Source organism: Nitratireductor sp. GZWM139 (genome assembly GCF_030068685.1).
Lineage (GTDB): Bacteria > Pseudomonadota > Alphaproteobacteria > Rhizobiales > Rhizobiaceae > Nitratireductor > Nitratireductor aquimarinus.
In genome coordinates, this window is sequence record NZ_JAMQML010000015.1 from 42,805 (window position 1) to 55,190 (window position 12,386).

12 protein-coding genes are annotated in these 12,386 nt (G+C 62.6%); 1 reads left to right on the plus strand and 11 read right to left on the minus strand.

The window, feature by feature from the left end; translation table 11 throughout:
- Positions 1-4: 4 nt before the first annotated feature.
- From deoA to NDI72_RS17325, 6 genes are read right to left on the minus strand one after another with little or no spacing between them, the layout of a single operon-like run.
- Positions 5-1,324 carry a thymidine phosphorylase gene (gene deoA, locus NDI72_RS17300; protein ID WP_283801139.1) on the minus strand — a complete coding sequence of 440 codons (1,320 nt, stop codon included), beginning with the start codon at positions 1,322-1,324 and terminating at the stop codon, positions 5-7.
- Between the two features lie 8 nt (positions 1,325-1,332).
- On the minus strand, positions 1,333-2,139 hold the full coding sequence (locus tag NDI72_RS17305) for a purine-nucleoside phosphorylase (protein ID WP_206546544.1): 807 nt from the start codon (positions 2,137-2,139) through the stop codon (positions 1,333-1,335).
- Positions 2,136-2,531, minus strand: coding sequence for a cytidine deaminase (locus tag NDI72_RS17310; protein WP_206546545.1), 396 nt, complete (start codon positions 2,529-2,531; stop codon positions 2,136-2,138). The genes NDI72_RS17305 and NDI72_RS17310 overlap by 4 nt, the downstream gene beginning before the upstream one ends.
- Positions 2,531-3,502: an ABC transporter permease gene (locus tag NDI72_RS17315; RefSeq protein ID WP_113153737.1), complete on the minus strand. Its 972-nt coding sequence runs from the start codon at positions 3,500-3,502 to the stop codon at positions 2,531-2,533. Before NDI72_RS17315 ends, NDI72_RS17310 begins: the two co-directional genes overlap by 1 nt.
- A 1-nt stretch (position 3,503) precedes the next feature.
- A complete protein-coding gene (locus NDI72_RS17320) occupies positions 3,504-4,643 on the minus strand; it encodes an ABC transporter permease (RefSeq protein ID WP_206546546.1) in 1,140 nt (379 codons plus the stop codon).
- Positions 4,640-6,172 (minus strand): ABC transporter ATP-binding protein, encoded by a 1,533-nt coding sequence (locus NDI72_RS17325; RefSeq protein ID WP_206546547.1) that lies wholly within the window; start codon positions 6,170-6,172, stop codon positions 4,640-4,642. Before NDI72_RS17325 ends, NDI72_RS17320 begins: the two co-directional genes overlap by 4 nt.
- 182 nt (positions 6,173-6,354) lie before the next feature.
- Between NDI72_RS17325 and NDI72_RS17330 the strand changes: the two genes are divergently transcribed.
- Positions 6,355-6,558 (plus strand): SlyX family protein, encoded by a 204-nt coding sequence (locus NDI72_RS17330; RefSeq protein ID WP_113153740.1) that lies wholly within the window; start codon positions 6,355-6,357, stop codon positions 6,556-6,558.
- A gap of 31 nt (positions 6,559-6,589) precedes the next feature.
- Here NDI72_RS17330 and NDI72_RS17335 read toward each other — a convergent pair whose 3' ends face one another.
- From NDI72_RS17335 to NDI72_RS17355, 5 genes are all read right to left on the minus strand, one after another.
- Positions 6,590-7,201, minus strand: coding sequence for a TetR/AcrR family transcriptional regulator (locus NDI72_RS17335; protein ID WP_283801143.1), 612 nt, complete (start codon positions 7,199-7,201; stop codon positions 6,590-6,592).
- A gap of 71 nt (positions 7,202-7,272) precedes the next feature.
- Complete coding sequence (locus NDI72_RS17340) at positions 7,273-7,821, minus strand: carboxymuconolactone decarboxylase family protein (protein ID WP_162742217.1); 549 nt, start codon at positions 7,819-7,821, stop codon at positions 7,273-7,275.
- Positions 7,822-9,145: 1,324 nt separating this feature from the next.
- The gene (rpsA, locus tag NDI72_RS17345) at positions 9,146-10,849 is read right to left on the minus strand and encodes a 30S ribosomal protein S1 (protein WP_283801144.1); all 1,704 of its coding nucleotides are present in this window, start codon (positions 10,847-10,849) and stop codon (positions 9,146-9,148) included.
- A gap of 148 nt (positions 10,850-10,997) precedes the next feature.
- A complete protein-coding gene (gene cmk, locus NDI72_RS17350) occupies positions 10,998-11,648 on the minus strand; it encodes a (d)CMP kinase (RefSeq protein ID WP_283801146.1) in 651 nt (216 codons plus the stop codon).
- Positions 11,649-11,653: 5 nt separating this feature from the next.
- Positions 11,654-12,358: an SDR family oxidoreductase gene (locus NDI72_RS17355; protein ID WP_206995759.1), complete on the minus strand. Its 705-nt coding sequence runs from the start codon at positions 12,356-12,358 to the stop codon at positions 11,654-11,656.
- Positions 12,359-12,386 lie beyond the last annotated feature (28 nt).

The window sequence follows — 12,386 nt, forward strand, 5'->3', positions numbered from 1 at the left end:
GTTCTCAGACTTCCGCTGTCACCCGGCGCAGGATGGTTTTCTTCGTGCGCGGTTTCGCATCCACGACCGAATAGGCTTTCATAACCGCCCTGCGCGCCCGTTCCGCGTCGTCGTCGGATGCGGCATGCACCATGCAGACCGGCTCCCCGCGTTTCAGCTCCGCGCCCACGGGCAGAAGCTCCGTCAGGCCGACCGAGTGGTCGATGGCGTCTTCGGGCGTGCGTCGTCCGCCGCCCAGTTCGATCACGCAGATGCCCACGGCGCGCGAGTCGATTGCGCCGACAAAACCGTCCTCTTCCGCGAGCACGGGCTTGATCACCTTCGCCTTCGGCAAGTGCCTGTCGGCAGCCTCGACAAAGTCCGCCGGCCCGCCGAGCGTGTGCACCATCCTGCCGAACAGTTCCGCTGCCCGTCCGCTTTCCAGCGCGTCATGCGCCCAGTCGAAGGCCTCGCGCGTGGTGGCTGCCACGCCGGAGGAAAGAAGCATCTCGCCGGCGAGCGCCAGCGTCACGTCGAGAAGCCGCCGGTCCTGCTTCCTGCCTGTCAAGAAATCAACGGCGTTGGTCACTTCCACGGCATTGCCGGCAGCAGAGGCAAGCGGCTGGTTCATGTCGGTCACAAGCGCGGTGGCCGGAAGCCCGGCCTCGCCCGCGACACGCACCAGGTTGTCGGCCAGTTTGCGCGCCGCACGGGCGTCATCCATGAACGCGCCATTGCCCGATTTCACATCCAGCACCAGCGAAGAAAGGCCGGCGGCCAGTTTCTTGGAAAGGATCGACGCTGTGATGAGCGGGATCGATTCCACCGTGCCGGTCACATCGCGCACGGCATAGAAGCGTTTGTCGGCGGGAGCGAGATCGGCGGTCTGGCCGATGATCGCGCAACCCACATCGCGCACGGTTCTGGCGAACAGCTTTTCGTCCGGCTGGCTCGTATAGCCGGGAATGGAATCCATCTTGTCGAGCGTGCCGCCCGTATGGCCAAGCCCGCGTCCGGAGATCATCGGCACAAAAGCACCGCAGGCTGCCACGATGGGGGCGAGCATCAGCGAGACATTGTCGCCCACCCCGCCGGTGGAGTGTTTGTCGGTCACCGGGCCGGGCAGGTCCGACCAGTCGAGAACACTGCCGGAATCGCGCATGGCGATGGTCAGCGCAGCGCCTTCCTCAGCCGTCATGCCGTTCAGGAAAATTGCCATGGCCAGCGCCGCGATCTGCCCTTCGCTCCACGTGCCATGGGTGAGCCCGTGAGCGAAATCTGCGATCTCTTCACCGGTGAGCGCCTGACGGTCGCGCTTCCTGCGGATGATCTCCTGCGGCAGCATGGGTAACCTCAGCCTGTTGGCAGGCCGTCGGCGCAGAGCTGGCCGAGAACCGTTGCGAGACGCTGGCCGCCAATGGGAGCCATGTCCTTGGTTTCCTGATGCGACAGCTCGCCCGCGCTCATGCCCGCACCCAGATTGGTGATGACCGAGCAGGCCGCGACCCGAAGGCCGAAATAGCGCGCGAGGATCACTTCCGGCACGGTCGACATGCCCACCGCGTCCGCACCCAGCGTGCGCGCCATGCGAATTTCCGCCGGCGTTTCGAAGGACGGGCCGGAGAACCACATGTAGACGCCCTTGTGCAGCGCGACGCCGCTCTTTTCAGCGGCGGCTGCGAGGCTGGCGCGCAGGCCCGCATCATAAGCCTCGCTCATGCCGACGAAGCGCCGGTCGCTGCCCTCGCCGATCAGCGGGTTCATGCCGGAGAAATTGATGTGGTCCTCGATCAGCATCACCGAGCCGGGCGGCATGTCCTGCCTCAGCGATCCCGCCGCATTGGTCAGGATCATCTGGGTGATGCCGATGCCCCACAGGGTTTCCAGCGCCGGGCGCATGGCCGCCGCATCGCCATGTTCATAATAGTGCGCGCGGCCGGCGAGCATCAGCACGGGCGTGCCCGAAAGCCGTCCGGCGACAATCTCGCCCGCATGGCCGGTCACGCCGCTTTGCGGAAAACCGGGTAACTCGGAATAGGAGATCCGCACCGGGTTCTCGACGTCGTTCACAAGACCGCCGAGCCCGGAGCCAAGCACCAGCGCAAGCTGGGGGGCGAGGCCGTTCAGCCGTTCGGTGAGAAGGTCCACCGCTTCTTTCATTTGCCATCCTCGAAGCTGAAGCCGCGCGGGAACACGGCCGAGAAGGGAACCGTTTCAAGCACCCCGTTGGTGTCGCAGAGATGCAGGCAGGCATCGTCGGTGACGAACTCCGCCAGCCGCTGGCGGCAACCGCCGCAGGGCATTATCTTCGGCATCTTCTCCGCCACCACGGCGATCTCCGTAACGCGCCCGCCGCCCGCCATGACGAGATGGCCAAGCGCGGTGGTCTCTGCGCACCAGCCTTCCGGGTAAGACGCGTTCTCGATGTTGCAGCCTGCGTGGATTGCGCCGGCCTCGGTCTTCACCGCAGCCCCCACGGGAAAGCGCGAATAGGGGGCGTAGGCGTTCTGCATCGCCGCGCTGGCGGCTGCAAACAGGTCTTCGGCGCTCATCACCGCTCCTTCACATAGGGCACGCCGCCGGCGCGCGGGGGAATGGCCTTGCCGATGAAGCCGGCCAGAAGCACCACGGTCAGAATGTAGGGCAGGGCCTGCATGAACTGCACCGGTACCTGACCGATGAGGGGCAGGGGCGTGCCCTGAATGCGGATCGCGAAGGCGTCGAGAAAGCCGAACAGAAGGCAGGCGAACATCACCGGCACAGGCTTCCACTTGGCGAAGATCAGCGCGGCGAGCGCGATAAAGCCGCGTCCTGCCGTCATGTCTTTCACGAAGCCGGCATTCTGCGCCATGGAGAGATAGGCGCCGGCCATGCCGGTGAGAATGCCGGTGCAGATCACGGCCCGGTAGCGCAGCCACGAAACGGAGATGCCCGCCGTGTCGACCGCAGCCGGGTTTTCGCCCACCGCGCGCAGCCGGAGGCCGAAGCGGGTGCGGAACAAAACCCACCAGGTGAAGGGCACCAGAAGAAAGGCCGCATAGGTCAGAAGCGAGTGGCCGGAAATCAGCTCGGAATAGACGTCGCCGAGGATCGGGACATCGCGTACGGCTTCGGCAAAGGGTAATTCGATCGCGCCGAAACGCGCCTCGCCCGGCAGCGATGGCGTGCGCCCGCCCTGCCGGAACCAGGCCTGCCCCAGAATGATTGTGGAGCCGGCGGCGATGAAGTTGATGGCGACGCCCGAAACGATCTGGTTGCCACGATGGGTGATGGAGGCAAAGCCATGCACCAGCGCGAGGAAGATGGAGATGAGCATCGCAGCGCCGAGACCGGCCCAGGCGGATCCGGTGACGGCGGCGGCCGCGCCGGCCGCGAATGCGCCTGCCAGCATCTTGCCTTCAAGGCCGATGTCGAAGACGCCCGAGCGCTCCGAATAAAGCCCGGCAAGTGCGGCCAGCAGAAGCGGTACCGAAAGCCGCACGGTGGAATCGAGAACGAGGATCAGGGCGTGAAAGAAGTCCATGTCAGCTACCCTCTCCCTGCTGCGCCTCAAGGCCCGTCGAACGCGAGCCAAGGCTTGCGAAAAGGGCCTGAATGGACGGTCTGAACATATGCTCCAGCGCACCGGCAAACAGGATCACGAGGCCCTGGATGATGACGATCATGTCGCGTGAGATGTTGGGCATCTCGAAGGCGAGTTCCGCACCGCCCTGATAGAGCATGCCGAACAGGATCGCCGCCGGCACGATGCCGGCCGGATGCGACCGGCCCATCAACGCCACTGCGATGCCGACGAAACCGGCCCCGGTCACGAAGTCGATCTGCAGCCGGTTCTGGTCACCCATCACCGGGTTGAGCGCCATCATGCCGGCAAGCGCGCCGGAGATGAGCATGGTGATGATGATGATTTTCGTTTCGCTCACACCGGCATAGCGGGCCGCCTTGGGGCTGTAGCCGCGCATGCGGATCTCGTAGCCGAGCCGCGTGCGCCAGATCAGCACCCAGACGAAGAACGCCGCAGCCAGCGCCAGCAGGAACGACAGGTTGAAGGGCGCGGAGCGGATGGTGAAGCCCATGGCCTCGAGCATCCAGTTGAGCTTGGGCAGCTGCCCGCCTTCAAGGAAGTTGCGGGTCTGCGGGGCCTGCGCGCCGGCCGGCTTCAGCACGTTCACCAGCAGATAGACCATCAGGCTGGCGGCGATGAAGTTGAACATGATCGTCGTGATGACGATGTGCGAGCCGCGCTTTGCCTGGAAATAGGCGGGAATGAAGGCCCACGCCGCGCCGAACAGCGCCGCGCCGACAATGGCCAGCGGAAAAACGAGCCACCAGGGCAGAATGCTGTCGAAGGCGAGGCAGACAACGGCCACGCCGAGCCCGCCCACATAGGCCTGTCCCTCGCCGCCGATGTTGAACAGGCTGCAGTGAAAGGCCACCGCCACCGCAAGGCCGGTGAAGATGAAGCTCGTCGCGTAATAGAGCGTGTAGGCGATGTTCTGGCCGCGTCCGAGCGCGCCATCCACCAGGATGACCGCAGCACGGATCGGGTTTTCGCCAACCAGCATCACCACCAGGCCGGCCACCAGAAAGGCCACGGCGAGGTTGATCAGCGGGATCAGCCCGTAATCGGCCCAGGCGGGCAGTTTCGCATAGGGCGCGCTCATTCCGCCGCCTCCTTTTCCTCGACGCCGGCCATGAGCAGGCCAAGTTCGCTTTCGCTTGCTTCGGGTCCGCGCTCGCCGACGACACGGCCAGCGAACATCACCAGAATGCGGTCGGACAGCGAGCGGATTTCATCCAGCTCCACAGAGACCAGAAGAACGGCCTTGCCCTGGTCGCGCATGTCGATCAGCCGTTTGTGGATGAACTCGATCGCGCCCACATCCACGCCGCGCGTCGGCTGGCCGACGATCAGCACTTTCGGGTCCTGTTCGATCTCGCGGGCCAGCACGATCTTCTGCTGGTTGCCGCCGGAGAAATTGGCTGTCTTCAGCCGGCAGTCCGGCGGGCGGATATCGTATTTCTCGATTTTCTCGCGCGCATCGGCGCGGATCGCCTCAATGTTGAGGAAAGGGCCGTTCAGATATTTTGCCTGCCGGTGATAGCCCAGCATGGCGTTTTCGTTTTCCTCGAAAGGCAGCACGAGACCGACATGATGGCGGTCTTCCGGCACATGGGCCATGCCGCGTTCGCGCAGGTCGGCGGGGTCGGCCGCACCCGTCAGGTCCACCGGTTCGCCATCCAGCGTCACCGTTCCCGAAACCGCCTTCTGCACGCCGGTGATGGCGTCGAGAAGCTGCGACTGGCCGTTGCCGGCCACGCCCGCAATGCCGACAATCTCGCCCGCGCGCACATCCAGCGACAGGTTGTCGACCATGGTGACGCCGCGCGAATCCTTGACCGTCAGTCCCTTGACCGAAAGAAGAACGTCACCCGGCGTCGCCTCGCCCTTTTCCACCTGCAGCAGAACGCGCCGGCCCACCATGAGCTCGGCCAGTTCTTCCACATTGGTCTCGGAGGTCTTGCGAGTGGCCACCATCGTGCCCTGGCGCATGACCGACACATTGTCGGTGATGGCCATGATCTCGCGCAGCTTGTGCGTGATGAGGATGATGGTCTTTCCCTCATCCTTAAGCTGCTCCAGAATGCGGAACAGATGGTCCGCCTCGGCAGGCGTCAGAACGCCGGTCGGCTCGTCGAGGATCAGAATGTCAGCGCCGCGATAAAGCGCCTTCAGGATCTCCACGCGCTGCTGCAGGCCCACCGGCAGATCTTCAATGATCGCATCGGGGTCCACTTCCAGCCCGTAGTCGCGCTCCAGCCGCTCAAGCTCCGAACGGGCCTTGGCGATGGAGGTGTTGAGCAGCGCTTCGCCCTCGGCCCCCAGAATGACGTTTTCCAGAACGGAGAAATTCTCCACAAGCATGAAGTGCTGATGCACCATGCCGATGCCCAGCGCGATGGCGTCGCTCGGCGTGTTGATGGTCGCCTTCCTGCCGGCGACATCAATGCGCCCCCTGTCGGCCTGGTAGAAGCCGTAGAGGATCGACATCAGTGTCGATTTGCCGGCCCCATTCTCGCCAATGATGCCATGGATCGTTCCGGCGGTGATCTTCAGATCGATGTTGCGGTTTGCGTGAACCGCCCCAAAGCTCTTGCTGATGCCCTTGAGCTCGATTGCCGTGTCAGCCATCGGCGACCCACTTCCCCGTTTTTATCAATTGGTCAAATGCAGTATCACGGCGTTCCGCCACCTGCCAACCGCGCGCTGCGCGGCAGCAACGAAACGTCCCTTGGGGCACTCTCGACAAATCGGGCCTTGCTTGTCAATTTCCCGGCGCGAGAATGCACCGAAACCGCAGAAAGAAGCGTGCCATGACGGAAGACCGGATCACCCAGCTCGAAATCCTGGCCGCCGAGCAGGAAAAGACCATCGAAGAGCTTTCGACGGAACTCACCCGCCAGTGGCGCGAGATGGAGGCGCTGAAGAAAAAACTCCAGCGCCTGTCCGAGCGTTTCATGGAACTGGAAGAGCAGACGGCGGGCGACGTGCCGGTGACGAAGCCGCCGCACTGGTGAGGGGTGTCACCCTTGCCATTTCCACGCGGGTTCACGCTTCCGGTGTCACCAGCGCCTCGAAAGCCCGGCGCATCTCTGTGCGGGCGGCGTGTTCGGATATCTGCCCGTCGAGCAGCGCGCGCGCCAGTTCTTCCACGGCCCCGAACAGCGCGATCATCCGGGCCTGCGCGGGCATGTCGCCTGCCGGAAAGCAGGGGGCGAGAAGCCGTGTCAGCATATCGCAGAAAGCGGTGCGGATTTCCGTGCCGATCGTGCCGTGCTCGGGGTAGGAGCGCAGGGCGGCGATGGTTGCTTCGTAAACCCGCCCGTGCCGTGTGATGCAGGCGATATAGCTGTCGGCGAACATGTTTGCAGCATTGCGGGGCGTGGGCGGGCGGTGGGCCATGCCAGCTTCGAGATCGGCAAAGAGCCGCTGATCATAGCGCCGATAGAGCGCGAGCAGCAGCCCCATGCGCGTGCCGAACTGGCTATAGGTGACAGGTTTCGTGACGCCTGCGGCCTCGGCCAGCGTCTGGAGCGTCAGCGCATCGGAACCCCTGGTGGCCAGAATGTCAGCCGCAAGGTCGAGAAGGAGGTTGCGGCGGTCTTCGCGTTTGAGGCGCTTGCGCGGGGTGGCGCTATCCTGACTTTGCTGGCCTGACATGGCTTGCCTTATAGACAATCGCGATCATGCGGGCCAGCGGGCGGCGCGGTGACCGCCCGCCGGTCTGCATGTCAGTCGCGGTTCTGGAGCGGCACTTTCGGGAAGTCGATTTTCGGCTGCACGATGTTGTTGACCCAGTTGCTGAAGCTGTTCATCGCTGTCCATGCGCAGATCTGGATCAGCTTTTTCTCCGAAATGCCGGCCTGCGCGGCGCGTTCGAAATCATGCGTTTCCAGATTGCCGCGCTGCGCAATCAGGCGGAGCGCCAGGTCGATGACCGCCTGTTCGCAGGCGTCATCCGCCTCGCCGCGCTGTGCGGCGACGCATTCCTCGGCGCTCATGCCGGCTTTCTTGCCCGAGAAAGTGTGTCCGCTGACGCAGTAATGGCAGCCATTGCTGTTGGCCACGGCGAGCGAGATCATCTCGCGCTCGCGGACGGACAGATGGCTGGCTGCCTCCACGGCTTCCTGAAAGGCCAGATAGCCATTGAGCGTCGCGCCATCGATGCCGAGCGCGCCGAAGAAGTTCGGCACCATGCCGTACTGGGCCTTGAAGCCTTCGAGGGTCGGGGTGGCGGCTTCATCGGCCGTTTCGATGGTGACCGGGGTCATTTTCAGCATGGGGTTCTCCATGGGGGATTCGGGAATGGGGGGGATTTGGGAATGGGGAGGAATTGGGTCGAAGTTCAACGCGCGGGCGCTTGAGCCTGCGTTGGGGTTCGTATGTGTAAGACCGGAAGAGAGACGGTGCGTGTAAGCCTGGCCGTCAACCCGCGATCTATCCCATCGCGGGAGGGCAATGGGTGCAGCGGGGGCGGGCGGGTGCTGTGGCCCGCGTGTGCCGGTCAGCGGCCTGGTTTACGAACTGCATGATCCTGTCCACGGTTTGCGGCATGCCGCGTGTTGTGCAATTGCTATATACTTATGGTAACTTAATTTGCAAGAGCCCTGAAGGGATGGTGAAGTCCGCATGGCGGCTGCCCTGAGAGACGGCAACGAGAGGCCCGTCGAAGAGCCTTCGGCGGGGCACGCCAGCCAGTGGCACGTGATGGAGGCACCTTAGATGGGCTCGAACGCTTTGGACGCCTCTGGGAAGAATGGATGAGAAAACAGCCGGCGACGCGCCCGTGACGCGCCGCCACAATGATGAGGGCTTTTCGCTTTTACGCGGTAGCCACAAAGGTGGCGGGCAGTCCGGGCGCCCTGTGCAGCCCGGATTCCAGGGAAGGGCGTTCGGCGGTGCTCAGGGCCGCGGCCATCCGCTCGCAAGCCTGTCGAGGACCTGCATGAATGGCGCAGGGAGGTTATCGGGCGTTTCCTGGTATTATGGCCGGTTCACGGCTTCTATTTATAAGTAAAGAATTTCATTTTCTTTTGAAGGTGGGATAAGTGCGTTATCACAAGGGCGTTTGACACGCCTAGAACTATGGGTAGGATGCATTTATCCTGGAGCGCTTCGTAGATTATAAAATTTGCAACGGCAATTGTAATCAATGCGAAGGCAAACTGAATCGCTTTTATCATAATTTTCTCTCTTAAATAATAACTATATTGCCATTCGTCGGCGATCCCGTTGATTTGCATAGAAGAAGGCGTCGCCAGATGGCGAAGGCTGTATCAAATGCAGCTCCGGCGGCGTCTGAGGCGCAGGAGTAGGTTGCGTTTGTGGTCGTGGGGTTATGAGGTTTCGGATGCCAAAGGTAAGAAGCTAAGCATATTTTTCATAATAGATTTGAAAAATTCTAATTTTTACTGGGTCGTTAGAGGCATTCGTTAAAATAATACGAATTTCCATATGGTCAACTTGGTATTTCTAAGAAATAGATTACGTTATGTGCTGTATTTGATTTTGAGGAAATCTGATTCATCTCAAAAGACAGGCATTAAAAAACCCCGCCGGATCGCTCCGGCGGGGTCTTTGTTTTCAGGCCTGATCGGCTGACGATTACTCGTCGCCGCCCTGCTTCTTCAGGGCTGCGCCCAGAATGTCGCCGAGCGAAGCGCCGGAGTCGGTGGAACCGAACTGTGCGACAGCTTCCTTCTCTTCGGCGATTTCCAGCGCCTTGATCGAGACGTTGATGCGACGGGTCTTCTTGTCGAAGACGGTGACGCGGGCGTCCACCTTCTGGCCGACGGAGAAGCGCTCGGGGCGCTGCTCTGCACGGTCACGCGACAGGTCGGAGCGCTTGATGAAGCTCTCGACGTCGTGATCGACCAGCAGAACCTCGAGGCCGCCGTCTTTCACGCCGGTCACTTCACAGGTCACAACCGCGCCCTTGCGCAGTTCGCCGGAAGCAGCGGCTTCGCCGATGGAGTCATGACCAAGCTGCTTGATGCCGAGAGAGATGCGCTCCTTGTCGACGTCCACGTCGAGAACCTGCGCCTTCACCACGTCGCCGCGGTTGTACTCTTCGATCACCTGCTCGCCCGGACGGTTCCAGTCGAGATCGGAAAGGTGGACCATGCCGTCCACGTCGCCGTCCAGGCCGATGAACAGACCGAACTCGGTCTTGTTCTTGACCTCGCCCTCGACAACGGAGCCGACGGTGTGGTTGCGGGCGAATGCCTCCCACGGGTTCTCGAGCGTCTGCTTGAGGCCCAGCGAGATGCGGCGCTTCACCGGATCCACTTCCAGCACGACAACTTCGACTTCCTGCGTGGTGGAAAGGATCTTGCCCGGATGAACGTTCTTTTTCGTCCAGGACATTTCCGAAACGTGGATCAGGCCTTCGATGCCCGGCTCCAGCTCCACAAACGCACCGTAGTCGGTGATGTTGGTGACGCGACCCAGAACCTTCTTGCCGAGCGGGTACTTGCCGCCGATGCCGTCCCACGGATCGGCTTCGAGCTGCTTCATGCCCAGCGAGATGCGGTGGGTTTCCTGGTTGATGCGGATGATCTGCACCTTGACCGTCTGACCGATGTTGAGGATCTCGGTCGGATGGTTGACACGACGCCATGCCATGTCGGTGACGTGCAGCAGGCCGTCGATACCGCCCAGGTCAACGAACGCACCGTAGTCGGTGATGTTCTTGACCACGCCTTCGACCACCTGACCCTCTTCGAGGTTCTGGACGATCTCGGAGCGCTGCTCGGCGCGGCTCTCTTCGAGAACCGTGCGGCGGGACACGACGATGTTGCCGCGGCGCTTGTCCATCTTGAGGATTTCGAAGGGCTGCGGGGTGTGCATCAGCGGGGTGACGTCGCGGATCGGACGAATGTCGACCTGCGAACGCGGCAGGAAGGCCACGGCGCCGTCCAGATCGACGGTGAAGCCGCCCTTGACCTGGTTGAAGATGAAGCCCTCGACGCGCTCGCCGGCGTTGAACTTCGCTTCCAGCTTGACCCAGCTTTCCTCGCGGCGTGCTTTCTCGCGGCTCAGCATTGCCTCGCCAAGCGCGTTCTCGATGCGCTCGACATAGACTTCAACTTCGTCGCCGACCTTGAGGTCCGTTTCCTTGCCCTTCGCGCCGAATTCCTTCAGCGGGACACGGCCCTCGACCTTGAGGCCGACATCGACGATCGCCATGTCTTTTTCGATGGCGGTGACGATGCCCTTTACGACGGAGCCTTCAGCGGCGTCGCGTTCGTTGAAGGATTCTTCGAGAAGGCTCGCGAAATCATCGCGAGACGGATTGAATTCTGACATTGATGCTCCTGAAACGCCCTGTTTTTCAAAACGGGGCAAAGCGCCGGTGGTTCGTGTTGCGTTTGTCCAGCCACGCATCCGAGCGGATCGCTCTATGGCCGCCTGAGCGGCAGATCCGGCGCAAAGAATGCGTGGCAGACGATTTTTCTCAGTCTTCTTTTCGAGCCGCCAGCCTAGCATCCACCAGTTTGCAGGCAGCCTGAAACGCCGTCTCTATATCCATTTCGCTCGTATCGAGCAAGTGCGCATCGTTCGCGGGCCTTAAAGGACTGTCCTCGCGACCCATGTCGCGGGCGTCCCGCCGCTCGATATCGGCCAGGATCCGGGCATAGTCGGCAGTGCCACCGCCGGCCTCGATTTCACGCCAGCGTCGGGTGGCGCGCACCTCGGGGCTCGCGATCACATAGAGCTTCACATCGGCTTCAGGGCATACCACCGTGCCGATGTCGCGGCCGTCGAGCACCGCGCCGGGCGGGGTTGCGGCGAAGGCGCGCTGCTTGTCCACCAGCGCCGTGCGCACCGGCGTCATCACAGCCACTTTCGAAGCGGCCTCGCCAATGCCGTGGGCGGAAAGCACCGCCCGGTCGAGCGCGCCCAGATCGAGCGCGCGCGCCGCGCGTTCGGCAATCGCCATATCGTCCAGCGGTTCGCCCGCGTCGATCAACGCCTTGGCCACACCGCGATAGGTGAGGCCGGTGTCGAGATGGTGCAGGCCATACTGGCTGGCCAGCCGGCGTGCGAGCGTGCCCTTGCCGGAAGCGGCGGGGCCGTCGATGGCGATGGTGAACTTGTCTGGCATTCCCGTCATACCGAGCGCGTTATGCCTCCGTCGATGCGTATGTTCTGGCCGGTGATGTATCCCGACTTCTCGCCGGCCAGGAAGGCGATGAGTTCGGCAACTTCTTCTGCGGAGCCGTAGCGGCCCATGGGGATGCGCGAGCGCCGTTCTTCCTTCTCGGGCAGCGAGTCGATGAAACCCGGCAGCACGTTGTTCATGCGCAGATTGTCTTCGGCATATTTGTCGCAAAAGAGCTTGGTGAAGGCCGCCAGCCCTGCCCGGAACACGCCCGATGTGGGGAATGCGGCTTCCGGCTCGAACGTGGCGTAGGTGGAGATGTTGACGATCGAGCCCGATTTCTGCGCCTGCATGATCGGGGTGACGAGCCGTGTCGCCCGCACCACGTTGAGCAGGTAGAAATCCATGCCCGTGTGCCAGTCCTCGTCCGAAAGCGCCAGCACGTCGCCCTTGGGGCCATGGCCAGCGCCATTCACCAGCGCATCGATGCGGCCGAAGCGCTCCATCGTCGCGTCGGTGAAGCGCTTGAGGTCATCCGTGGAAAGGTTGGAGCCGGTGAAGCCCAGCCCGCCCAGTTCCCTGCCCAGCGCCTCACCCTTGCCGGAGGACGACATGACGGCGACCTGATAGCCGTTTTCGGCCAGCTTGCGGGCTGCAGCAGCGCCCATGCCGCTGCCGCCGCCGACAATCATGGCTGTTTTCCCGGTGCTCATGCCGTTTCCTCCCGTGCAGGTTTTTCGT

What these genes read in the sequence shown, in the direction of transcription:
- deoA (WP_283801139.1), bottom strand. Translation starts at nt 1,324, where the DNA reads ATGCTGCCGCAGGAGATCATCCGCAGGAAGCGCGACCGTCAGGCGCTC.
- NDI72_RS17305 (WP_206546544.1), bottom strand. Translation starts at nt 2,139, where the DNA reads ATGAAAGAAGCGGTGGACCTTCTCACCGAACGGCTGAACGGCCTCGCC.
- NDI72_RS17310 (WP_206546545.1), bottom strand. Translation starts at nt 2,531, where the DNA reads ATGAGCGCCGAAGACCTGTTTGCAGCCGCCAGCGCGGCGATGCAGAAC.
- NDI72_RS17315 (WP_113153737.1), bottom strand. Translation starts at nt 3,502, where the DNA reads ATGGACTTCTTTCACGCCCTGATCCTCGTTCTCGATTCCACCGTGCGG.
- NDI72_RS17320 (WP_206546546.1), bottom strand. Translation starts at nt 4,643, where the DNA reads ATGAGCGCGCCCTATGCGAAACTGCCCGCCTGGGCCGATTACGGGCTG.
- NDI72_RS17325 (WP_206546547.1), bottom strand. Translation starts at nt 6,172, where the DNA reads ATGGCTGACACGGCAATCGAGCTCAAGGGCATCAGCAAGAGCTTTGGG.
- NDI72_RS17330 (WP_113153740.1), top strand. Translation starts at nt 6,355, where the DNA reads ATGACGGAAGACCGGATCACCCAGCTCGAAATCCTGGCCGCCGAGCAG.
- NDI72_RS17335 (WP_283801143.1), bottom strand. Translation starts at nt 7,201, where the DNA reads ATGTCAGGCCAGCAAAGTCAGGATAGCGCCACCCCGCGCAAGCGCCTC.
- NDI72_RS17340 (WP_162742217.1), bottom strand. Translation starts at nt 7,821, where the DNA reads ATGCTGAAAATGACCCCGGTCACCATCGAAACGGCCGATGAAGCCGCC.
- rpsA (WP_283801144.1), bottom strand. Translation starts at nt 10,849, where the DNA reads ATGTCAGAATTCAATCCGTCTCGCGATGATTTCGCGAGCCTTCTCGAA.
- cmk (WP_283801146.1), bottom strand. Translation starts at nt 11,648, where the DNA reads ATGCCAGACAAGTTCACCATCGCCATCGACGGCCCCGCCGCTTCCGGC.
- NDI72_RS17355 (WP_206995759.1), bottom strand. Translation starts at nt 12,358, where the DNA reads ATGAGCACCGGGAAAACAGCCATGATTGTCGGCGGCGGCAGCGGCATG.